Below are 21,579 nucleotides of genomic sequence, written 5' to 3'. Positions count from 1 at the left end.
TAATAATAAGAACTATTGTGGGGGAGAAGAAATGAAATCCTGGTTTAAAGTAGCTTATCAAACTGTCAAGGTTTTCGTGCTGTTTACTGGATGCACAATCCTTTTTTATTATGGTATTATGTGGTTAAATGAGGAGTATCAAGATTACCATAGATATGATGAACCAAATGGAGCGGCAGTTAAAGTAGTTTCAAGTGGAAATGATACAGATTCTACATGGTTTGATCGCTTAATTCTTTTCTATTTAAATGGGGAGTAATATTATGCAGGTGATGAACGATCAGCTTAAAGATTTTATCCATTATTTAGTGGTTGAAAAAGGTCTTGCAAAAAACACCATTCTTTCATATGAGCGTGATTTAAAAAGCTATATAAAATATGTAGCCAAGGTGGAGAAATTGCCTGAGCTAAACGCAGTCCAACGACTCTATATTGTCCATTTTTTGGCGCATTTGAAAGAGCAGGGCAAGTCTTCGAAAACATTGGCGCGCCACACAGCTTCCATCCGCGCTTTCCATCAGTTTCTTCTTCGTGAAAAAGTGACCGATCACGATCCTTCCGTTCATATTGAATCACCACAGCCAGAGAGAACATTGCCGAAGGTGCTTAGTATGGCGGAAGTGGAAACCTTGCTTGAAACGCCCAAGCTCGTGAATCACTTCGGTCTGCGAAACAAAGCTATGCTTGAGCTATTGTATGCGACAGGAATTAGGGTAAGTGAATTAATCAACCTAGAAATAGGTGATATTCATTTATCTATGGGATTCGTTAGATGTATTGGCAAAGGGAATAAAGAAAGAATCATTCCTTTGGGGAGAACAGCTCAAGGTGCACTTGAGAAGTATATAAATGAAGGAAGACCTCAGTTTGCCAAAAGTAAGCATAAAGTGGATGTCTTGTTTTTAAATCACCATGGTAAAGGGCTAACAAGACAAGGGTTTTGGAAGATTTTGAAACGGCTTGCAGAAGAAGCTGGCATTCAAAAGGAATTAACACCTCATACATTAAGGCACTCCTTTGCCACACATTTGCTTGAGAATGGAGCAGATCTGCGGGCGGTTCAAGAGATGTTGGGTCATGCGGATATTTCAACTACGCAGATTTATACTCATGTATCAAAAGCTAGATTGAAAGATGTATATAGCCAGTTTCATCCACGGGCCTAATCATAGTTTCATATTTTAAGAGCAGCCAAAGAAATTATCTAAAAGGGCTGTTTTTCTTTTTGGAATTCAGTACAATAGAGATGTCAGACTTCCGACATATAGATACATATTGTGTTGATTGGGATATGAACGGGTAATATATGTTTGTGCGAGAGCGGATACTTTATTTTATAATTGCTGGAGCAATGAACCAATTGCATTTTCAAAAGTTTACTTAAGTGAAATGAAAATAGATGATCATCATTTCTTGTTCGCTTAATTGTCATTTTATTCAGATTGAAGGAGGAATAGCATAATGCAAGAATTTACATACAAAAGAGTCTTTTTAATTGTCATGGATTCAGTCGGTATTGGCGAAGCGCCTGATGCGAAGAATTTTGGTGACGAAGGGTCGGATACAATAGGTCATATTGCGGAAAAAATGAACGGACTTCATATGCCAAACATGGGAAGCTTAGGGTTTAGCCATATTCGAGAGATTAAAGGCATTCAAAAAACAGAAAAACCGCTTGCTTATTATACAAAGCTGCAGGAAGCTTCTGTTGGGAAAGATACGATGACCGGTCATTGGGAGATCATGGGCCTTACAGTGGATACACCTTTTCAAGTTTTTCCAAATGGGTTTCCTCCCGAATTGGTTGCGGAACTAGAGGCACGGACTGGCAGGAAGGTAATTGGTAATAAACCGGCAAGTGGAACTGTCATCATGGAAGAGCTCGGTGAAGAGCATATGGCTACTGGTGCGTTAATTGTGTATACCTCAGCAGACTCGGTCTTACAGATTGCCGCACATGAAGGAATCATTCCGATCGAAGAGCAATATAAAATTTGTGAAATTGCAAGAGAATTGACTTTAGATGAAAAATATATGGTGGGACGTGTCATAGCAAGACCGTTCATTGGTTCACCAGGAAGCTTTGCAAGGACTTCGAATCGCCATGATTATGCATTGAAACCGTTTGGGCGTACAGTTATGAATGAAATGCAGGATGAAGGCCTGGACGTAATTGCCATTGGCAAAATTAATGATATCTATGATGGTGAAGGTGTGACTGAGGCGATACGCACCACTTCAAATATGGATGGGATGGACAGGCTGCTGCAAACGTTTGATAAGGACTTCACTGGGTTAAGCTTTTTAAACTTAGTGGATTTTGATGCGTTATTTGGTCATCGTCGTGATCCTGAAGGGTATGGGAGAGCACTTGAAGAATACGATGCGCGCCTTCCTGAGCTCTTTGCGAAAATGTCGGAGGATGACCTGCTCATTATTACAGCTGACCATGGGAATGATCCAATACATCCGGGAACGGATCATACGAGAGAGTATGTGCCTTTGCTTGTATACAATAAACGAATGGCTGAAGGAAAAGCACTTCCAATTGGCGAGACGTTTGCCGATATTGGCGCTACAATTGCAGAGAACTTTAATGTAAAGCTGCCCCAATCGGGAAAAAGCTTTTTACAGTCTTTAAAATAATCAAGCGGTGAAGGGAGTTCATATCATTGAATTATTCAAAAATACAAGAGGCTTCAGCCTTTTTAAAAGGACAATATAGGAAAAAGCCAAAGATCGGCCTTATTCTTGGTTCAGGATTGGGCGTTTTAGCGGATGAAATTGAGAACCCAGTTAAAATTCCGTATGAAGGTATACCTGAGTTTCCAGTTTCGACTGTAGAAGGCCATGCTGGCCAGCTCGTGTTTGGTAGTTTGAATGGAGTGGAAGTTGTTGCCATGCAAGGACGCTTTCATTATTACGAAGGATATTCCTTTGAGACTGTTACATTTCCAGTCAGAGTGATGAAGGAGCTCGGTGTTGAAAAACTCATCGTTACAAATGCTGCTGGAGGAATCAATGAAAGCTTCTCTCCTGGCGATTTAATGCTTATTACGGATCATATAAATAATATGGGTGGAAACCCGCTTATTGGTCGAAACGATAACGCGCTTGGAGTTCGATTCCCTGATATGTCAGAAGCCTATTCCAAATCTTTAACAAAACAAGCGAAGGAAGTGGCAAAGGGCTTAAGTTTAAACATTCAAGAGGGCGTATATGTAGGGAATACAGGCCCTGTATATGAGACGCCTGCCGAGGTCCGGATGTTAAGGACGTTGGGTGGAGACGCCGTTGGCATGTCAACAGTTCCAGAAGTCATTGTAGCTAATCATGCAGGGATGGAAGTACTGGGGATCTCATGTATTTCCAATATGGCTGCAGGGATTTTAGATCAGCCATTGAATCATGAGGAAGTGATCGAAACGACCGAAATGGTGAAGCAGCATTTTCTTTCATATGTAAAAGGCATCGTAAACGCAATCGGTTAACTATAAGCTTAAAGGCAGGGGAACGCATATGAGAATGGTAGATATCATTGAAAACAAACGGAACGGAAAAACCTTATCAACAGAAGAAATCCAATTTTTTGTTCAAGGATACACGAATGATACTATACCTGATTACCAAGTTAGCGCACTGACAATGGCTATCTATTTCAGAGGAATGACAGAAAGAGAAACAGCAGATTTGACGATGGCCATGGTAAAGTCAGGAGATGAAATAGACTTATCGGCAATAAAAGGCATAAAGGTCGATAAGCATTCAACTGGTGGTGTAGGAGATACAACTACGCTCGTACTCGGACCGCTTGTTGCTGCTGTGGGCGTACCTGTTGCGAAAATGTCCGGAAGAGGACTTGGCCACACAGGTGGAACAATTGATAAATTGGAATCAGTTGAAGGGTTTCATGTAGAAATAAAAAATGAGGAATTTATTAGTTTAGTCAATGAGAATAAATTGGCTGTTATCGGACAAAGCGGAAACCTGACACCAGCGGATAAAAAGCTCTATGCATTACGCGATGTAACTGCATCAGTGGATAGTATTCCATTAATCGCAAGTTCAATTATGAGTAAGAAAATCGCCGCAGGTGCTGATGCTATTGTCCTTGATGTGAAGACCGGGGCGGGCGCTTTTATGAAGACAATTGACGATTCAAAAGCACTCGCTCAAGCGATGGTTCGAATTGGACATAATGTCGACAGGCAAACAATGGCGGTTATATCGGATATGAGTCAGCCGCTTGGCTATGCAATTGGCAATGCGCTTGAAGTAAAAGAAGCCATCGATACATTAAAAGGCAAAGGTCCTGAGGACTTAACTGAATTATGTCTCACATTGGGAAGCCATATGGTCTACCTTGCAAATAAAGCAGAGTCTATTGAAATAGCACGTGCAATGCTGGAAAAAGTAATCAACGATGGTTCGGCCATCAATACCTTTAAAACATTTTTACGCGCTCAAGGCGGAGACGAGAGTGTAGTCGATGATCCAACGAAACTTCCGCAAGCCAAATATACATTTGCACTTGAAGCCAAGGAAGATGGCTATTTGACAGAGATGGTAGCAGATGAAATTGGCACAGCTGCTATGCTGTTAGGTGCTGGAAGGGCAACAAAGGAGTCAGAGCTTGATTTAGCTGCTGGGTTGATGCTTCATAAGAAAATTGGCGATGAAGTGAAAAAAGGCGAAGCGCTTCTCACAATTCACAGCAACTTTGAAAATGTTGAAGAAATCAAAGCCCGTCTTTATAAAAATATAAAGCTGTCTGCAAAGCAAGTAGACGCTCCATTATTAATTCATGAAGTCATAACAAAATAAACACAAAGAAAAGGACGAAGAGCACGCATGTGAATGCCTGCTCTTCGTCCTTTTTTATTTTTAAGTTTTTATCGCATAAAAATTCTTAATTGCAAGAAAGAAAATTGGTATAAATTATCTCTAACTGGAAATGATGGAAGCTATAAAGAATGGAGGGTTTATGCGATGAAACGATTTGTCTCATTCAGTATGGTCTTTTTATTATTGCTAACAGGTTTTTCTCCTCAAGCTTTTGCAAGGGAAAGCGGCGGAGAGGAATTAGTTGAAAATGTAAAGTCAGCTATCTTAATCGAAAGAGATACAGGTGCTGTTTTGTATGAAAAAAATAGTAACGAACAATTACCTCCAGCGAGTATGACCAAGATCATGACAATGCTTTTAATAATGGAAGCTCTTGATGAAGGGAAGCTAACTTGGGATGAAAAAATTCGCACGAGCGAGTATGCAGCATCAATGGGCGGTTCGCAAATCTTCTTAGAGCCGGGCGAAGAAATGACTACAAAACAGATGCTTCAAGGGATCGCGATTGGGTCAGGCAATGACGCTTCCGTTGCAGTAGCGGAAAGGTTAGCAGGATCAGTCGATAAGTTTGTCGACAAAATGAATGCGAAAGCAAAAGAATTAGGATTAAAAGATACCGTTTTTAAAAACCCGACAGGTCTGCCTGTTGCTGATCATTACAGTACGGCATATGATATGGGAATGATGGCTAAAGAGTTGTTGAAATATGAAGATATTACGAAGTTTACAGGTACCTATGAGGCGTATTTGCGTGAAAATACTGAAAAAAAATTCTGGTTAGTCAATACAAATAAGCTTGTCCGTTTTTATCCTGGTGTAGATGGGCTTAAAACAGGTTTCACACAAGAAGCAAAATATTGCTTAACCGCTACCGCAGAAAAAAATGGCATGCGTGTGATTGCCGTGGTATTTGGGGCGCCAACTTCAAAGGAAAGAAATGCTGAAGTAACCAAAATGCTTGACTTTGCTTTCAATCAATATGAAACTCACCCAATGTATAAAAGACATCAATCGCTCGCAAAGGTACTGGTAAGTAAAGGCGAGAAAAAACAAATCGAAGCTTTAACAAGTGAACCGATTTCAATACTTACAAAAAAAGGTGAGAATGCTAAAGAGATTAAACAATCAATCAAACTGAAAGAAAATGTGAAAGCTCCCGTTAAAAAAGGCGATGAAATCGGAACGATCACCTTTAAAAAAGATGGAAAAACGGTCGTTGAAAGCCCGCTGATTGCAAAGGAAAACAGTAAGGAAGCAAGCTTCTGGACACTTTTTAAACGATCAATGGGCATCTTTACGAAGGCAAATAATTAAGGTTGATGTCGAATGCTTCGAGAGCGCCACTAATTTTAGCGAATCTGCACTAGTTTTGTCCTGTTGAAGGAAAAGCAAGGCTCCATATAGAAATTGACTCATTATAAAGGCAAAATGTAGCTTAAAATCATTTGACTTAAGCTAGTAAAAGCCTATCCATTAAAAGCAGCTGCATATTAAAGGAGGCTATGGGTAGTGAGTCTATCAATTAATTTAGAGGTTAAGCATGATGTTTTATGTGTTCGATTAAGTGGAGAGCTCGATCATCACTCAGCAGATGAACTGCGTGCACAGGCAACAAAAGCAATCGAGGAGTTTGATATTCACCATATTGTATTGAATCTTGAACAATTATCCTTTATGGACAGTTCAGGTTTAGGTGTCATTTTAGGAAGATATAAACAAGTGAAGCAGATGAATGGCGAAATGGTTGTTTGTGCAATCTCCCCCGCAGTGCAAAGATTATTCGATATGTCTGGATTATTTAAAATCATCCGATTAGAGCCGACAGAAGAATTCGCTTTGCAAAGATTGGGGGTAGCATAAATGAAAAACCAAATGCAAATTCAGTTTAGTGCATTAAGTCAAAATGAATCATTTGCACGTGTTACCGTCGCAGCATTCATCGCTCAATTAGATCCAACTTTGGATGAATTAACTGAAATCAAAACGGTAGTTTCTGAAGCGGTGACCAATTCAATCATTCATGGATATGAAAATGATCCGAACGGCATCGTTTATATTTCTGCCAGTATTGAAGATGGAATGGTTGAATTAACAATCAAAGATACCGGATTAGGCATACTTGATGTAGATGAAGCTCGTCAGCCTTTATATACGACGAAGCCTGACTTGGAAAGATCCGGCATGGGATTTACGATTATGGAAAACTTCATGGATGAAATTACGATTCAATCACACCCCGGAGAAGGCACAGAAGTCCAATTAAAGAAGCATTTATCAAATAGTAAAATGCTATGTAATTAAGGAGTCTTGCTATGGATGTGGAGGTTAAATCAAATAAAGCACAAAACTACTTAAAAGATCACGAAGTCAAGGAACTCATTAAGAAAAGTCAAGATGGTGATCAAGATTCCAGAGACCTTATTGTGCAAAAGAATATGCGCCTTGTATGGTCAGTTGTCCAAAGATTTCTTAATAGAGGATATGAACCAGACGACCTCTTCCAAATCGGCTGCATAGGACTTTTAAAATCAGTAGATAAATTCGATCTAAGCTATGATGTGAAGTTTTCTACTTACGCTGTTCCGATGATTATTGGAGAGATTCAACGATTTATCCGTGATGATGGTACGGTGAAGGTAAGTAGGTCATTGAAGGAATTGGGCAATAAAATCCGTAAAGCAAAGGATGAATTGTCTAAATCTCTTGGCCGCATTCCAACCGTTTCTGAGATATCAGAGTTTCTTGATATCCCATCTGAAGATATCATCCTTGCACAGGATGCTAGCAGGATCCCATCCTCCATTCATGAAACAGTTTATGAAAATGATGGAGATCCTATCACCCTTTTAGATCAAATTGATGATGGCAATGAAGGAAAATGGTTTGATAAAATCGCTTTAAAAGAAGCTATTAGAGAACTCGATGAACGTGAAAGGTTAATTGTGTACCTGCGATATTACAAAGACCAAACACAATCAGAAGTAGCTGAAAGATTAGGGATTTCACAAGTGCAGGTTTCTCGGCTGGAAAAGAAAATTCTACAGCAAATGAAAGAACATATGGATATGTAAACCCATGTATCAAGTGCCGAAAAAAGAACAACAAACAAATTTCAGTGGATTTGGAGCGGCTCGACGCTCGCCACGCGGAAAGCGAGCGGTAAGCTTTGGAAAATCCCGTACTTAAATTTTTCAAAATAATTAAATAAGTTTGTCTGCAGTCTCACACATGGATATGTAAATCCATGTGTTTTTTTATTTTGCAGTCATTCATATTAGTCTTTCCACTCTTTTATAACTGAACTAGTTCGGTATATTTCCATAATGAACCATATTCAACCCAATTATTGGTCTTCATGAAGAAAAAGCTTGTAACTCATACTATATGCAAGGAAATCTTTGTGTGGGAAGTGAAGGGATGGATCATTTAGTTTATATTCGCATGCGACATCGTTTGCAAGTAAAACCGCACGAAACTGTATTTTTAAAAGATGTCGCACAAATCATTTCAGATGAGACCATTTATGAAAAGCTGAGGCAGATTCCAGTTCATTCAGTAACGGATAAGGATCGAAATATTATCGTGATAGATGTGATGAAGATTATCCGTCTGCTGGCTGCTTTTGATCAAACCATTGAGGTACAAACAATTGGACCCCCTCAAATTATTATTGAGGTCATTGCAAAGGGAAAGAAAATATCGATGCCAATGTTTATGTTGATATGGTTCCTTTTGTTCTTTGGCGCTGCTCTTACAATCATGAATTTTCATGAAGATGTAAGTATGCAGGAGGTACAGCAGAAAATTTATACCATCATAACTGGAGAAGTTGATAGTAAGCCGCTAATCTTTCAAATTCCTTATTCACTTGGACTCGGCTTGGGAATGATTATCTTCTTTAATCATGTGTTTAAGAAGAGGTTAAATGAAGAACCAAGTCCGTTAGAGGTTGAGATGTTTAATTATCAGCTTGACCTGGATAGCTATGTATCCATGAATGAGAACAAAGAAAGTATGAAAAATATTGATGATCGTTAAGGTTCTAATTGTGATGTTTATTGGGCTAGCTAGCGGAATTGCAGTAGGTGCAGGGTTTGTCGCTTTCTTATCAGTGCTGGGGATTATCCCCAGGCTTACGCAACTAACGAAGACAATGAAAATGATTCATTATTACGAATGGGCTGCTGTTCTTGGAGTGATAGGCGGCGCGATGGCAGCCTTATGGAATCCAGTCTTCTCGATTAGCCCGTTTGTATTAATTCCAATTGGACTTGCCTGCGGGACATTCGTAGGTATGCTAGCGGCAGCGTTAACAGAGGTGTTAAATGTATTTCCTATTCTTGCAAAAAGAATCGGTGTGGATGGACAAATTACGTATTTACTGATGGCGTTTGTTTTCGGTAAAGTCTTTGGTTCTCTTTTTCAATGGATTTATTTTGTCAGTAAATAAAAGGATACAGTCAATCTAGCGGTTGCCAGTTTTAGGCAGACAGACAGGAAAGGACATCAGAGAATGGGTGACCGGAGGCGTGTCATATTAATAACAGATGGTGATGAATATGCAAAAAAAACGTTGGAGCTGGTTGCGAAAGAGATCGGAGGTAGATGTATCTCCTCATCTCAGGCAAACCCGACAGTGCTATCCGGCTCAGAAATCGTTAAGCTAATAAAAAAAGCAAAATGTGACCCGGTTTATGTCATGTTCGATGATAGTGGATTTGTCGGGGAAGGCACAGGAGAGCTGGCAATGAAGGATGTCGCTAATCATAGGGATATTGAAGTACTCGGAGTCATAGCAGTTGCATCAAGAACCCATCATGAAGAATGGACGAAGGTCGATGTCAGCATAGACCGCTTTGGCGAATTAACCTCATATGGTGTAGATAAATTCGGAATACCTGATATGGATGAAGGAAGAATAACCGGAGATACGGTTTATTGCTTGGATACATTAAATGTTCCGATCATTGTAGGAATCGGTGATATCGGCAAAATGGCAAAAGTCGATCATTATAAAAATGGTTCACCGATTACCAAAAAAGCAGTTGAGCTCATCTTAGAAAGGAGCGGTTTTGATTGGCAGAAAACAAGGAGTTAACTAAAAAGCCAATTCCAAAGTCAGTGAAGGAATTGGAAGAATACATGAAGGACCGAGTTGGACTTGGAGAGAGTTTCGATTTAGGTGTAAGAAAGTTAAAGGTATTAAAAAAAGATATCCATCTTTACTATATAAATGGATTAACGGAAACGCAATTTATCATTGAGATTGTTGAAGAGCTTGTCGCTATTAATGATCATGAAAAATTGTCTACCCACCTGTTTGATATCGTTGAAAACCGTATTGTCCATCAGTCTGTGGATCGCATCAAAACCATTGATGAATTAGTGGATCAAGTGCTTTCAGGACTGATCGTAGTGGTCATGGAAGGTGAAAACACTGGGCTGGTTATTGATGTAAGAAGTTATCCGGGAAGAACACCACAGGAACCAGATACTGAAAAAGTCATCCGTGGCTCAAGAGATGGCTATGTTGAGAATATTATCGTAAATACAGCTCTCACGAGAAGAAGGATTAGAGATGAACGGCTCCGATTTGAAATGATGCATGTCGGGGAGCGCTCCAAGACGGATATCGCTCTTGGCTACATAAAGGATTTAGCTGATTCTGATCTCATTGATATTTTGAGAAAGGAACTTGACGCGATAAAGATTGATGGATTAACAATGGCAGATAAAACGGTTGAAGAATTTATTTTACATCAAAGCTATAATCCGTTTCCACTGGTTAGATATACTGAGAGAGCGGATGTAGCAGCTACTCATTTAATGGAAGGACATGTTGTTATATTTGTTGATACATCACCAAGTGTTATTATTACTCCCACTACTTTATTTCATCATCTGCAACATGTGGAAGAGTATCGACAAGCACCAGCAGTCGGTACATTTGTTCGCTGGTTGAGATTTGTCGGTTTAGCAGCATCATTATTTTTATTACCTTTATGGTTTCTATTTGTAATGGAACCATCCTTATTACCTGAAGCCATTTCTTTTATCGGACCAAATGAAGAAACAAATGTTCCTTTGCTTGTTCAAATATTATTAGCAGATTTAGGGATTGAGTTTCTCAGAATGGCAGCCATTCATACTCCGACCCCATTATCTACTGCCATGGGCTTAATCGCAGCAATATTAATTGGAGATATTGCGATAAAAGTCGGCTTATTTATACCCGAGGTTATCCTCTATGTTTCAGTTGCTGCGATTGGTACATTTGCCACACCGAGTTATGAATTGAGTATTGCAAATAAATTAATTAGGATGTCGTTACTTATTGCTGTAGCCATTTTCCATACCCCAGGATTTGTTGTCGGTGTAACTTTATTTATTATTATACTTGCAAGTATTAAATCATTTAAAACACCCTATTTATGGCCGTTTATCCCGTTTTGTCCTGGGGCGTTTGCTCATATCATATTTAGAAGAGCCATTCCTGGATCGAAAATTCGTCCAAGTATCACTCATGCCAGAAATAGATACAAACAACCAACTAATGATAAATAGTTGAATGGCGATTGCAGGCAACTTCGAATTATGTTAAAGTATTTTCAACTGAATAAAGGATTAAAGGATGACAGAATAGACAGTCTCTTTAGAAACTGTCTATTTTAACATTAAAAGAAATAAGCTTTGTTTATTGAAAGAGGGGGAAACATGTATCTTCACGGGACTTCTAAGGTTAATGAAAAAGGACATCTAGAAATTGGAGGAATGGACACAATTGAGCTAGCCAATAAATTTGGTACGCCTTTATATATTTATGATGTCGATCTCATTCGAAAAAGAGCAAGAGGGTTTAAGGAGACATTTGAACAATTAGGTGTTAAAGCTCAAGTTGCATATGCGAGTAAGGCGTTTTCAACAGTTGCGATGATTCAAATTGTTGAGCAGGAAGGTCTTTCACTTGATGTCGTATCTGGCGGAGAATTGTTTACAGCAATGGCTGCAGACTTCCCTGCGGAACGCATTCATTTCCACGGCAATAATAAAAGTAGAGAAGAACTGGAAATGGCACTCACTCACAATGTCGGTTGCATAGTTGTAGATAACTTTTATGAATTAAATTTACTGCAGGACATTGCTTTATCCTTTGAAAAAAAGGTGAAAATTTTATTGAGAGTGACTCCAGGCATCGAAGCTCATACGCATGATTATATCTTAACAGGTCAAGAAGATTCAAAATTTGGATTTGATTTGCAAAATGGCCAAGCTGAGGAAGCTTTAAAGATAAGTATGGAATCCTCTTGCCTTGATATTCTCGGTATCCATTGTCATATTGGCTCGCAAATCTTTGATACAACCGGATTTATTTTAGCCGCACAAAAGATTTTCACTAAATTATATGACTGGAAGACCCAATTATCATATGAACCGGTTGTCCTTAATTTGGGCGGAGGATTTGGTATTCGCTATACTGAAAATGATGAACCCCTGCCTCCTTCGAAATATGTTAGTGAGATTATTAAAGAAGTGAAAATACAGGCAGAGGAATATGGGATGGAAATGCCGGAAATTTGGATTGAGCCCGGACGCTCGCTCGTTGGAGATTCAGGCACAACCATTTATAAAATAGGATCGAGTAAGGATGTACCGGAAGTAAGGAAATACTTAGCGATTGATGGAGGAATGAGCGATAATATAAGACCTGCACTCTACCAAGCGAATTATGAAGCCGTATTGGCCAATAGAGTGATGGAGCAGCCAGAAGAAACCGTTTCAATTGCAGGTAAATGTTGTGAATCAGGCGATATGCTCATCTGGGATTTACCGTTGCCAAAGGCAGATAGTGACGATCTTTTAGCTGTATTCTGTACAGGTGCATATGGATACTCGATGGCGAATAATTACAATCGTATTCCTCGTCCTCCAGTCGTTTTCGTGGAGCAAGGTGCGTCAACATTGGTTGTCCGTAGGGAGACCTTTGAAGACATGGTCCGTCTTGACTTACCAATGAATGAAAAAGTGAAGTATTAAATAATCTTTAATAAATACGGGGAATAAAACTGCTCCCCGTATTTTCGTTTATTGTCAAAGATTATTCACACTTTTTTTAATGGTTTGGAAGATACCCTAATGATGTGATGTATCAACTTTTAAGCTTGAAATCATTACCATTTAATTCAAGTATGTCTGTTTTTTCAGAGCGTCCTGCTCTTGCTTTTCTCAAAAAAGCTATTGGATTCTATTAGCTTATGGTGTACAATGAGTGTTATCTTATCGTTGGGTTGTAAAAATGGTTTATTTTGGGATATGAAAATGACTCCATGAGGTTATCATTTTGATGATTTATCGTTATAATGGATAAAGGAGCGCTATTGGCACCATGAATAAGAGTAATTTGCTGCTATTCTTTTTTATTTTGGGTATTGGTTTAATTTGGGGCGTTATTTATTGGATATTTATTGCACCAGGGAATTAAATATATATTTTTTATCAAATGAGCAAAAAGGCAAGTACATACATAATATATAGTACCTGAGACAAAGTTTAATTTTTCAACAATATGGAAATAATAGCTAATAAAAGGTTTATTTAAATAATGAGGGATTATAATGCTAATTCGATATAAAAAATCTTTTGAAAAAATTGCTATGGGACTTTTATCTTTTATGCCGAATGAGAAGGACTTGAAAAAGCTTCTCCAGTCGATAAAGGATTATGAAACAGACGAAAACTTGCAATTGTTTTTGTGGAGGGAAGAAGAGGATATTATTGGCCTTGTAGGTGTATCCTTTACAGAAGCAACCCTCGAAGTACAACATATTTCAGTAAATCCTTCTCATAGACATCAGGGGATCGGGAAAGCAATGATCAAAGCTCTGAATGAGATGTATACAGATAAAGAATTAACAGCAAACGAATATACCGAACCATTTTTATTAAAATGTGAGGAAGTTTGTAAAAGCGGCGAATAAAAATTTCGCTGCTTTTTTATTTAACCTCCACTGGACAATATCTTAGTCATTCTTTATATATTATGGTTTCCACGGTCTTCATTTATGCCTTTGTTAAGCGCCAATGACCTCTCTTTTATTACATCTGAGCGATCTCTTCTCACATGTCGATGAATGAGATCCTCGTTGAGTAAGTCACTATCTTGACACCAAATAAACCCTTCTTGTATGCAATTCTGCTTCGCAATTTCAATCAATTGAGGGTCAGAAAAGGGAAAGGTATAACTTTTATACTTTGTTTGAGCGGCAATACCTTGCAGTTGACTATTAAGATCCATTAATAGTTTGATCTCATCTATCCCAAGCTGTTGTATTTCTTTCCTTTTACTCCCTAAGATATTAATTGACTTCTGCATTGTTCTTTCAGCACCTTTAAAGTTTCCTCTTCGGTGATGATAATGAGAAACGGCGAAAAGAATCAATCCAACCCATATTGAGCTTTTATTATTCTTATCAACACTTTTCCAATATTCTTCGAGGATTTCATGGCATTCAAAATAATCTCTATCGCCATGAAAATGAACCAAATAATTGATATAAGCTTGTGGATACATGGGATTACATCTCCTAAAAGGGCGTAGTATGCCTCTGAGTTAGCATCATATTAACATATTTTTTTATTGCAATCTATTAAGACAACAGAAAAATGCTCGGAAAACCCGAGCATAGTTGTGTATGAAAAAACAATTGCTTTTTGATTTCATTCAAACTTGTGACTGAGTGTTCATAGCATAGAAAGATATCACTTTTTTATCTAGCTGGGTATATGAAGCCAAATACTCTCCGCATATGTTAAAATAGCCAAGAAGCTCCAACGATAACTAATAAAATAAACAGGACGACAATTAAGGCAAAACCTGTGCCGAACCCGCAGTTGTCTTCTCTGCATGCTTCATTTTCTTGTCTAGACATTATTACATACCTCCATGATAGCCTATTTGTCATTGCCTTTTTATAGTATGTAGGCACTTTGTGTTTCGTTTGGGCGCTTTTAATGGAAGGAAGAGGTTTTTTGGATTGGACAACCTCTTGTATTCATCTATACTAGAAGATAGCTTATAGGCTAGAACGGTTTAAAACTAAAACTTAAATATTAATTATATAGAAATTTTGGTGGAATATATGCAACATTATAATGTGAAAATTGATGCCTTCGAAGGACCGCTTGATTTGCTTTTACATTTAATCAATCGGTTGGAGATAGATATATATGATATCCCAGTTGCTGAGATCACAGAGCAATATTTAATTTTTATCCATACGATGAAGGAGCTGGAATTAGATATTGCAAGTGAGTATTTAGTAATGGCAGCGACTCTGCTGGCCATAAAAAGTAAAATGCTTCTGCCTAAGCATGAGGAAGAAGCATTTGATGAGGATATGACCTTGGAAATGGAAGAAGATCCTCGGGACGAGCTTGTGGAAAGATTAGTGGAATATCGCAAATTTAAAGAGGCGGCTGAAGATTTGAAGGAACTCGAACATGAGAGAAGCCTGATGTACACAAAACCGCCTAGTGACTTGACAGAAATAACGAAGGAAACAAAGTCTGAAAAGGCGAATTTAGAGGTTTCTCTCTATGATATGTTGGGCGCTTTGCAAAAGCTCATGCGGCGAAAGAAACTGCAAAAACCGCTTTCTACAAGAATTACACGGCAGGAAATCCCAATAGAAATGCGAATAAATGAAATCATGAAAGAGCTGAAAGGATTTAAAGGCAAGAAAAGCTTTAATGACCTGTTCTCAGTCTCTAATCGCGAGCATGTGGTAGTTACCTTTCTTGCCATTTTGGAATTAATCAAAAGAAGGGACATACATGTAACTCAAGAGATGAACTTTTCAGAAATATTTGTAGAAGCTACGGAGGGAATATAAGTTAATGAATATTGTTAATTGGTATGGTATTGTTGAAAGTCTTTTGTTTGCAGCGGGCGATGAAGGACTTTCGTTAAAACAAATCGCATCAGTGCTTGAGGTTGAAGAAATGCAAGCGAAAGAAATGATGGATGGATTGATTGTATCTTTGCAGGAAGATAAGAAAAGAGGAATGACAGTACTTGAAATTGGGGGAACGTATCAGCTCGCAACAAAGAAGGAGAACGCGGTTTATTTAAAAAAATTAGTCGAATCTCCTTCCACTTCAACTTTATCCCAAGCAGCATTGGAAACTTTGGCTGTAATTGCATACAAGCAGCCGATTACTCGCGTTGAAATTGAAGAAATTCGCGGAGTAAAGACAGAGCGTCCGCTGCAGACTTTATCTGCAAAAGCATTGATAAAAGAGGTAGGAAGAGCTGAAGGAAACGGACGAGCCTATTTGTACGGTACAACAAAGGAGTTCCTTGATACATTTGGATTAAAGAATATTGCAGAACTTCCAAAGCTGCCAGAGCAATCAGAGGAAGACGATATTACCCAGAATGAAGCCGATCTCTTTTTTGAAAAATTTCAAGAGTCATTAGAATCGTGATAATTCTGAACACTCCCACAGCGATTTATGTTACTATATACTTAAAAATGAAATTGAAACTGAATTTTTAATCTTTTTTTGCATTGTGCAAATCCATGAATGGGATAAATTTATTATCACAACAGGTTCATTTTTGCTTAAAATGCCCATAAATTCACAATAAACACACCGATATAAATGAGGAGGAGTTTACTTGTTAATTAAGCATTATAAGGGCTGGGAGCTTGAAAAAGAAATGCCTAATACGTTTGAAGATTTCTTTAACAGAAGTGAAGTCGCCTTTGAAGAAGACGGGCTGGAAAAAACATTAACGATTACTTATGTTCAATATTTTGAAGAATTCCTCAGCGAGTTTACTCCCTATGATAAGAATCCATTGTTCATGGCAGGTTCAAGAGAGGTGGAATTTAAGGATATCGTGGCGATTGCCACTTTGTTAAATCAGCCAGCATTAAGCAAAAGGAAACGCATTTTTGTCCGTTCACAATCAGAACTTCAAACTTTATTCAAAGGCTATGACTTTAGCAAACTTCCAGACATTCTTGAATCAATCGAAAATAAATCAGCCCTTCAGCTACCTTAGTTGTTCATGTTTCGGTTTGGTTAAGCATATGTGAAGGTTGACAAAATGAAGGAACTTTCTAATCTTTTTTGTAAAAGTGTACCTTATAAAATAGGAGGAACATATGGGAAATTCAATTGTAGAATCACAAATGAAAGATGTGCAGCATTTCCTCAGTGACACTGTGAATATTTTTGAGGACTTCTTAAATGAAACAACCTTAACCGCCTTGTTAGAGGAAAAGGAAGGCGATAAGGATTATTATAAGCGTATTTTAACGAATATTAGAAAGCTATTAGTATACTGTGAAGAAGGCCACGATGCTTGCCGAATTATATTGATGAGCGATCAGTTCCAACGTGGAGCAGCGGAAAAAACGCTATATCGTCTTTACCATCATTGCATTGAAGAATTCTTTTCCCCAAGAAACGATGCTTGGTTTGAAAATAGCCGTTCTGCTTATACAGGGAAAAACTCCATCCGTTTTCATAAAGAAGTGCCAGATAAAGTATCAAATTTATTCAAAGGTCTTGAAAGTGATTTTCAAAATATTCGCGAGGAACTTGAATATTACGAAACTGACTATCGAACAAAAATGATGCAATCTCAATAATTTTGTAGAAAGGGACAGCCATGAAATGGCTGTCCCTTTTATCTTTCGGAAAAACATAATTACCTTGGTGCCTAGTATGACTCAAGCTCATGCCACTGAATTTTGCAGTTTAGCTATATTTTTATTAAACCCTTCATAGGATGAGAAGTGAGGTATTAACGACTGGGTTTCATTCCTAGCAATCAAAGTCAGTCCCACAAGGTTTAAAAAGCCAAACAGAAACTTATCTTAACCTAATCGTAATTCATTTTCAGAAGGAGTGAGATTGTGAGCAGCATGAACGAGTATCTGAGAGAAGTGTTTAAATGGAATCAGGAAATGCGTGATTTTCTAGAGAGTGAAAATATAGATGGAAATAATGAACTGTGGCAGAAATTGAATTCATTAACGAATGTAATGGACAGAATGGACCAACCTTTAAACACGGATGAATTAGGGTCATTATCAGAAAAGGTGGAAGAAATTCACGAAGAGATGGAAGCGTATTTTAACGAACGATTACAACTCGGAGCAATATATGCAAATGAAACATCAGTGCCTGCAGGTAAGCACGTGTTGCCTCCATTACCATATGGATATAATGCGCTTGAACCTTATATTTCTGAAGAAATTATGAGATTGCATCATGATAAGCATCATAAAGCTTATGTAGATGGTTTAAACAAGGCTGAGGATGCGCTTGAAAGAGCACGTGCAACCGGTGACTTTTCCCTTGTGAAACATTGGTCCAGGGAGCTTGCATTCCATGGTTCAGGTCACTATTTGCATACGATCTTTTGGAATAATATGAGCCCTGAAGGCGGCGGGAAACCATCTGGAGCATTGTTAGCTCAAATCAAAAAATACTTTGGCAGCTATGAGCAGTTCAAAAAGCATTTCACCGAAGCTGCGAAAGAAGTTGAGGGCGTAGGATGGGCGATTCTTGTTTGGTCTCCGCGCTCGCGACATCTAGAAATCCTGCAATCTGAACGACATCAACTATTAACACAATGGGATACCATTCCGCTGCTGGTGCTCGATGTCTGGGAGCATGCCTATTATTTGCAATATCAAAATAAACGGGCCGATTATATTGATAATTGGTGGAAAATTGTTAATTGGAAAGATGTCGAGACAAGATTTCAACATGCTGGAGAATTAAAATGGAAGCCAGTTTAAACTGGAAGAGTCCGACAAATGTCGGTCTCTTTTTTCGTGTTTCATATAGCGGGATTGCAGAATTTTTATTGTTAAAGTGAAAAAAGAATAAAAACGATTTTGTCATAACGATACTTGTCCCGCATAAACTTGTACAAACCAATAAATGAGACGGGGTCTGTACAATGAAAAAATGGAACAAGCTCATTGTTTTTTCATTCATTGCAGCACTATTAATGCTTGCTGCTCCACATAATGCATCGGCAAGTATATCAGTTAGTGCAAGAAATGCAATCATAATTGAGCAGGAATCTGGGCGGATTTTATATGAAAAAGCAGCGAATGATCCACAGCGGATTGCCAGCATCACGAAAATCATGACAGCAATCCTAGCAATAGAATCTGGAAAACTGGATGATATGGTGAAAATAAGTGAAAAAGCAGTTAGAGCTGAAGGATCTTCAATTTATTTGAAGCAAGGGGAAGAGGTAAAGCTTGAGGATTTGGTTTATGGTCTTATGCTCCGCTCTGGAAACGACGCAGCAGTTGCCATTTCTGAGTATGTGGGGGGAAGTCTCGATGGGTTTGTCTATTTGATGAACCAAAAGGCTGAAGAAATCGGCATGACAAGGACGCATTTTGCAAATCCGCACGGATTGGATGATGATGAAAATCACTTGTCAACTGCATTTGATATGGCGATATTGACCCGCTATGCAATGGATAATGAGAAGTACCAAAAAGTCGCCGGAACGGAAGTACATAGGGCGCCGAACCCGACGGAGGCTTGGGATCGTGTTTGGAAAAATAAAAACAGGCTGCTCACAGAACTATATGACAATACAACTGGAGGGAAAACAGGCTATACCAAACGGGCAAAGAGAACACTAGTATCGTCTGCGTCGAAAGGGAACTTAGACTTGATTGCGGTTACTCTAAACGGGCCGGATGACTGGAACGATCATATTCAAATGTTTGAAAACGGCTTTAAGAACTATCAAAACGTAGAAGTGTTAAGTGAAGGGGACATCGAAACAATCAACGATGATTTTTATCATAATAGAGTTTATTTGAATCATAGCTTTAGTTACCCCGTTACAAAGGATGAAAAGAACTCCTTTGAGGTGAAATACAAATTGACGAAGCCTAAGCAGGATTGGAAGGATGAAGAGAATATACCTGAAATTGTTGGAAAAGCGACCATATATTTTGAAAGTGCAGAAGTCAAATCCTTGCCAATCTATTTTAAAAAAGAAGATAAAAAAGAAGAGAAATCCTTTTTTGATTCTTTTCGTAATCTGTTTACAGCCATTGTTGGTGTGAAAATAGATGGTTAATATTATCTGGGCCTTTCTTGCGATAGTGGGAATCGTCTTTGCAATGTTCAATGGGACAATAGGCGAGGTAAATGAGGCGATATTTAAGGGAGCAAAAGAAGCGGTAACTTTATGTATTGGCTTGATCAGTATTCTCGTATTTTGGTTAGGGATGATGAAGATTGCTGAGCATGCGGGCTTGTTAAATAAGCTTGCGCAGTTTTTTAGACCGTTTGTGACCAGACTGTTTCCTGAAATTCCAAAGGATCATCCCGCCATGGGCTATATTTTATCAAATATGATGGCCAATATGTTTGGACTTGGAAATGCAGCCACACCCCTTGGTATTAAAGCGATGGAAGAGCTGAAGGTTTTGAATGGCGGAAGTAGTGAGGCAAGCCGTTCAATGATTACTTTTCTAGCAATTAACACATCAAGTATAACGTTAATTCCCACTACAATCATCGCCATTCGAATGAATTATGGTTCGGCTTCTCCGACAGAAATCGTTGGACCTACACTGATTGCTACAATTTGCTCAACCATTGGAGCAATCTTAATCGACCGCTATTTTTATTATAGAAGAACCCGAAAAGGATGAGGTAATATGGAGATTGTTTCATTAATATCCCTCTGGTTTATTCCTATATTAATAGGATTTATCTTACTATATGGTACTTATAAGAAGGTTCCAACATATGAAAGCTTTGTTGAAGGCGGTAAAGACGGGATCAAAATAGCTGTTTCAATCATCCCTTTTCTCGTGGGAATGCTCGTGGCAATATCAATATTCAGAGCTTCGGGGGCATTGGATTTTTTTATGGATTTCATTCGGCCAGTTTTCGTCGCTATTGGTGTCCCTCCTGATATCGTTCCACTTGCCATCATTCGACCCATCTCTGGTAATGCAGCGCTAGGAATGACCAGTGACTTGATTGCGGAGCATGGTGCGGATTCGCTCATTGGAAGAATGGCGTCTGTCATACAAGGGAGTACAGATACAACCTTTTATGTGCTAACTGTTTACTTTGGCGCAGTCGGCATAAAAAGGATGGGAGATGCATTGAAAGTAGGACTGCTTGCCGATTTAATAGGATTTATCGCAGCCATCTTAGTAGTTTTCTTAGTATTTGGCAGATGATTGATATATGTACATTCGTTCCAGTTTTTCAGTGAGAAACGAAAAGTCGCCGATATAATAAGATTATCGCTGATATAAACGAAAAGTCGCTGATATATTGGAATAATCGCCGACAAATTAAAAAAGTCGCCGATAAAATTTCCAATCAAATAAAAATAAGTGAAATGATCCCTGATGCTGAGCTGAAACAGCAGCACAAGGCAAGCGATTGAGGCGCGTATTGAAAAAACGCCGATAAAATAAGATTATCGCTGATATAAACGAAAAGTCGCTGATATATTGAAATAATCGCCGATATAATTTGAAAAGTCGCCGATATAATCTCCAATCAAAAAAAAATAAGTGAAATGATCCCTGATGCTGAGCTGAAACAGCAGCACAAGGCGAGCGATTGAGGCGCGTATTGAAAAAACGCCGATAAAATAAGATTATCGCTGATATAAACGAAAAGTCGCTGATATATTGAAATAATCGCCGATAT

25 protein-coding genes are annotated in these 21,579 nt (G+C 38.5%); 23 read left to right on the top strand and 2 right to left on the bottom strand.

Features of this window, described 5'->3' with window-relative positions:
- The first annotated feature begins 31 nt into the window (after positions 1–31).
- The 15 genes from J2S17_RS05720 (at position 32) to J2S17_RS05650 (ending at position 13,820) form a co-directional block, all read left to right on the top strand.
- A complete protein-coding gene (locus J2S17_RS05720; protein WP_307472795.1) occupies positions 32–259 on the top strand; it encodes a YqzK family protein in 228 nt (75 codons plus the stop codon).
- Between the two features lie 13 nt (positions 260–272).
- Complete coding sequence (gene xerD / locus J2S17_RS05715) at positions 273–1,166, top strand: site-specific tyrosine recombinase XerD (RefSeq protein ID WP_307473243.1); 894 nt, start codon at positions 273–275, stop codon at positions 1,164–1,166.
- Between the two features lie 295 nt (positions 1,167–1,461).
- Entirely contained in the window at positions 1,462–2,646 is a 1,185-nt protein-coding gene (gene deoB, locus J2S17_RS05710; protein ID WP_307472793.1) for a phosphopentomutase, read from the top strand.
- Between the two features lie 26 nt (positions 2,647–2,672).
- Positions 2,673–3,491 carry a purine-nucleoside phosphorylase gene (locus J2S17_RS05705; protein WP_307472791.1) on the top strand — a complete coding sequence of 273 codons (819 nt, stop codon included), beginning with the start codon at positions 2,673–2,675 and terminating at the stop codon, positions 3,489–3,491.
- A gap of 28 nt (positions 3,492–3,519) precedes the next feature.
- Positions 3,520–4,824 carry a pyrimidine-nucleoside phosphorylase gene (locus tag J2S17_RS05700; RefSeq protein ID WP_307472789.1) on the top strand — a complete coding sequence of 435 codons (1,305 nt, stop codon included), beginning with the start codon at positions 3,520–3,522 and terminating at the stop codon, positions 4,822–4,824.
- 165 nt (positions 4,825–4,989) lie between these two features.
- Positions 4,990–6,159, top strand: coding sequence for a D-alanyl-D-alanine carboxypeptidase family protein (locus tag J2S17_RS05695; protein ID WP_307472787.1), 1,170 nt, complete (start codon positions 4,990–4,992; stop codon positions 6,157–6,159).
- Positions 6,160–6,354: 195 nt separating this feature from the next.
- Positions 6,355–6,705 carry an anti-sigma F factor antagonist gene (gene spoIIAA, locus J2S17_RS05690; RefSeq protein WP_307472785.1) on the top strand — a complete coding sequence of 117 codons (351 nt, stop codon included), beginning with the start codon at positions 6,355–6,357 and terminating at the stop codon, positions 6,703–6,705.
- On the top strand, positions 6,706–7,146 hold the full coding sequence (gene spoIIAB, locus J2S17_RS05685) for an anti-sigma F factor (RefSeq protein WP_307472783.1): 441 nt from the start codon (positions 6,706–6,708) through the stop codon (positions 7,144–7,146).
- Positions 7,147–7,157: 11 nt separating this feature from the next.
- On the top strand, positions 7,158–7,916 hold the full coding sequence (gene sigF, locus J2S17_RS05680; RefSeq protein ID WP_307472781.1) for an RNA polymerase sporulation sigma factor SigF: 759 nt from the start codon (positions 7,158–7,160) through the stop codon (positions 7,914–7,916).
- Between the two features lie 346 nt (positions 7,917–8,262).
- Positions 8,263–8,883 carry a stage V sporulation protein AA gene (locus J2S17_RS05675; protein ID WP_307472778.1) on the top strand — a complete coding sequence of 207 codons (621 nt, stop codon included), beginning with the start codon at positions 8,263–8,265 and terminating at the stop codon, positions 8,881–8,883.
- The gene (locus J2S17_RS05670) at positions 8,873–9,295 is read left to right on the top strand and encodes a stage V sporulation protein AB (protein WP_307473240.1); all 423 of its coding nucleotides are present in this window, start codon (positions 8,873–8,875) and stop codon (positions 9,293–9,295) included. Before J2S17_RS05675 ends, J2S17_RS05670 begins: the two co-directional genes overlap by 11 nt.
- Positions 9,296–9,358: 63 nt before the next feature.
- Positions 9,359–9,943, top strand: coding sequence for a stage V sporulation protein SpoVABEA (gene spoVAEA / locus J2S17_RS05665; protein WP_307472776.1), 585 nt, complete (start codon positions 9,359–9,361; stop codon positions 9,941–9,943).
- Positions 9,944–9,987: 44 nt separating this feature from the next.
- On the top strand, positions 9,988–11,409 hold the full coding sequence (locus tag J2S17_RS05660; protein WP_307473238.1) for a spore germination protein: 1,422 nt from the start codon (positions 9,988–9,990) through the stop codon (positions 11,407–11,409).
- A gap of 150 nt (positions 11,410–11,559) precedes the next feature.
- On the top strand, positions 11,560–12,879 hold the full coding sequence (gene lysA, locus J2S17_RS05655) for a diaminopimelate decarboxylase (RefSeq protein WP_307472775.1): 1,320 nt from the start codon (positions 11,560–11,562) through the stop codon (positions 12,877–12,879).
- Positions 12,880–13,457: 578 nt separating this feature from the next.
- Positions 13,458–13,820 carry a GNAT family N-acetyltransferase gene (locus tag J2S17_RS05650; protein WP_307472773.1) on the top strand — a complete coding sequence of 121 codons (363 nt, stop codon included), beginning with the start codon at positions 13,458–13,460 and terminating at the stop codon, positions 13,818–13,820.
- A 53-nt stretch (positions 13,821–13,873) separates the two neighbouring features.
- On the opposite strand, the gene J2S17_RS05645 is transcribed toward J2S17_RS05650, so the two are convergent.
- Both J2S17_RS05645 and J2S17_RS05640 read right to left on the bottom strand, forming a co-directional pair.
- Positions 13,874–14,413, bottom strand: coding sequence for a DUF309 domain-containing protein (locus J2S17_RS05645; RefSeq protein WP_307472771.1), 540 nt, complete (start codon positions 14,411–14,413; stop codon positions 13,874–13,876).
- Between the two features lie 238 nt (positions 14,414–14,651).
- A complete protein-coding gene (locus J2S17_RS05640) occupies positions 14,652–14,771 on the bottom strand; it encodes a YjcZ family sporulation protein (RefSeq protein ID WP_307472769.1) in 120 nt (39 codons plus the stop codon).
- Positions 14,772–14,981: 210 nt separating this feature from the next.
- Here J2S17_RS05640 and J2S17_RS05635 point away from each other — a divergent pair, with 210 nt between their 5' ends.
- The 8 genes from J2S17_RS05635 (at position 14,982) to J2S17_RS05600 (ending at position 21,098) form a co-directional block, all read left to right on the top strand.
- Entirely contained in the window at positions 14,982–15,734 is a 753-nt protein-coding gene (locus J2S17_RS05635) for a segregation/condensation protein A (RefSeq protein ID WP_307472767.1), read from the top strand.
- Positions 15,735–15,738: 4 nt separating this feature from the next.
- Positions 15,739–16,329 (top strand): SMC-Scp complex subunit ScpB, encoded by a 591-nt coding sequence (gene scpB / locus J2S17_RS05630; RefSeq protein WP_307472765.1) that lies wholly within the window; start codon positions 15,739–15,741, stop codon positions 16,327–16,329.
- A gap of 193 nt (positions 16,330–16,522) precedes the next feature.
- Positions 16,523–16,912 carry a hypothetical protein gene (locus J2S17_RS05625; protein WP_307472764.1) on the top strand — a complete coding sequence of 130 codons (390 nt, stop codon included), beginning with the start codon at positions 16,523–16,525 and terminating at the stop codon, positions 16,910–16,912.
- 103 nt (positions 16,913–17,015) lie between these two features.
- Positions 17,016–17,504: a YpuI family protein gene (locus tag J2S17_RS05620; RefSeq protein WP_307472762.1), complete on the top strand. Its 489-nt coding sequence runs from the start codon at positions 17,016–17,018 to the stop codon at positions 17,502–17,504.
- A 267-nt stretch (positions 17,505–17,771) separates the two neighbouring features.
- Positions 17,772–18,662 (top strand): superoxide dismutase, encoded by an 891-nt coding sequence (locus tag J2S17_RS05615; protein ID WP_307472760.1) that lies wholly within the window; start codon positions 17,772–17,774, stop codon positions 18,660–18,662.
- Positions 18,663–18,826: 164 nt separating this feature from the next.
- Complete coding sequence (locus tag J2S17_RS05610; RefSeq protein ID WP_307472759.1) at positions 18,827–19,978, top strand: D-alanyl-D-alanine carboxypeptidase family protein; 1,152 nt, start codon at positions 18,827–18,829, stop codon at positions 19,976–19,978.
- A complete protein-coding gene (locus tag J2S17_RS05605; protein ID WP_307472757.1) occupies positions 19,971–20,558 on the top strand; it encodes a nucleoside recognition domain-containing protein in 588 nt (195 codons plus the stop codon). The genes J2S17_RS05610 and J2S17_RS05605 overlap by 8 nt, the downstream gene beginning before the upstream one ends.
- Positions 20,559–20,564: 6 nt before the next feature.
- Positions 20,565–21,098: a spore maturation protein gene (locus J2S17_RS05600; RefSeq protein ID WP_307472755.1), complete on the top strand. Its 534-nt coding sequence runs from the start codon at positions 20,565–20,567 to the stop codon at positions 21,096–21,098.
- Positions 21,099–21,579: the final 481 nt, after the last annotated feature.

This window comes from Cytobacillus purgationiresistens (genome assembly GCF_030813235.1).
Taxonomy (GTDB): Bacteria; Bacillota; Bacilli; order Bacillales; family Cytobacillaceae; genus Cytobacillus; species Cytobacillus purgationiresistens.
Note: the sequence above shows the minus strand (reverse complement) of the source record. Positions and strands in the feature narration are given on the sequence as shown.

Coding starts and splice junctions, on each gene's coding strand:
- scpB (WP_307472765.1), top strand. CDS start 15,739: ATGAATATTGTTAATTGGTATGGTATTGTTGAAAGTCTTTTGTTTGCA.
- J2S17_RS05605 (WP_307472757.1), top strand. CDS start 19,971: ATGGTTAATATTATCTGGGCCTTTCTTGCGATAGTGGGAATCGTCTTT.
- J2S17_RS05670 (WP_307473240.1), top strand. CDS start 8,873: ATGATCGTTAAGGTTCTAATTGTGATGTTTATTGGGCTAGCTAGCGGA.
- J2S17_RS05600 (WP_307472755.1), top strand. CDS start 20,565: ATGGAGATTGTTTCATTAATATCCCTCTGGTTTATTCCTATATTAATA.
- lysA (WP_307472775.1), top strand. CDS start 11,560: ATGTATCTTCACGGGACTTCTAAGGTTAATGAAAAAGGACATCTAGAA.
- spoIIAB (WP_307472783.1), top strand. CDS start 6,706: ATGAAAAACCAAATGCAAATTCAGTTTAGTGCATTAAGTCAAAATGAA.
- spoVAEA (WP_307472776.1), top strand. CDS start 9,359: ATGGGTGACCGGAGGCGTGTCATATTAATAACAGATGGTGATGAATAT.
- J2S17_RS05700 (WP_307472789.1), top strand. CDS start 3,520: ATGAGAATGGTAGATATCATTGAAAACAAACGGAACGGAAAAACCTTA.
- J2S17_RS05720 (WP_307472795.1), top strand. CDS start 32: ATGAAATCCTGGTTTAAAGTAGCTTATCAAACTGTCAAGGTTTTCGTG.
- J2S17_RS05620 (WP_307472762.1), top strand. CDS start 17,016: ATGGGAAATTCAATTGTAGAATCACAAATGAAAGATGTGCAGCATTTC.
- xerD (WP_307473243.1), top strand. CDS start 273: ATGAACGATCAGCTTAAAGATTTTATCCATTATTTAGTGGTTGAAAAA.
- J2S17_RS05635 (WP_307472767.1), top strand. CDS start 14,982: ATGCAACATTATAATGTGAAAATTGATGCCTTCGAAGGACCGCTTGAT.
- J2S17_RS05650 (WP_307472773.1), top strand. CDS start 13,458: ATGCTAATTCGATATAAAAAATCTTTTGAAAAAATTGCTATGGGACTT.
- sigF (WP_307472781.1), top strand. CDS start 7,158: ATGGATGTGGAGGTTAAATCAAATAAAGCACAAAACTACTTAAAAGAT.
- J2S17_RS05675 (WP_307472778.1), top strand. CDS start 8,263: ATGGATCATTTAGTTTATATTCGCATGCGACATCGTTTGCAAGTAAAA.
- J2S17_RS05640 (WP_307472769.1), bottom strand. CDS start 14,771: ATGTCTAGACAAGAAAATGAAGCATGCAGAGAAGACAACTGCGGGTTC.
- J2S17_RS05695 (WP_307472787.1), top strand. CDS start 4,990: ATGAAACGATTTGTCTCATTCAGTATGGTCTTTTTATTATTGCTAACA.
- J2S17_RS05660 (WP_307473238.1), top strand. CDS start 9,988: ATGAAGGACCGAGTTGGACTTGGAGAGAGTTTCGATTTAGGTGTAAGA.
- deoB (WP_307472793.1), top strand. CDS start 1,462: ATGCAAGAATTTACATACAAAAGAGTCTTTTTAATTGTCATGGATTCA.
- J2S17_RS05645 (WP_307472771.1), bottom strand. CDS start 14,413: ATGTATCCACAAGCTTATATCAATTATTTGGTTCATTTTCATGGCGAT.
- J2S17_RS05610 (WP_307472759.1), top strand. CDS start 18,827: ATGAAAAAATGGAACAAGCTCATTGTTTTTTCATTCATTGCAGCACTA.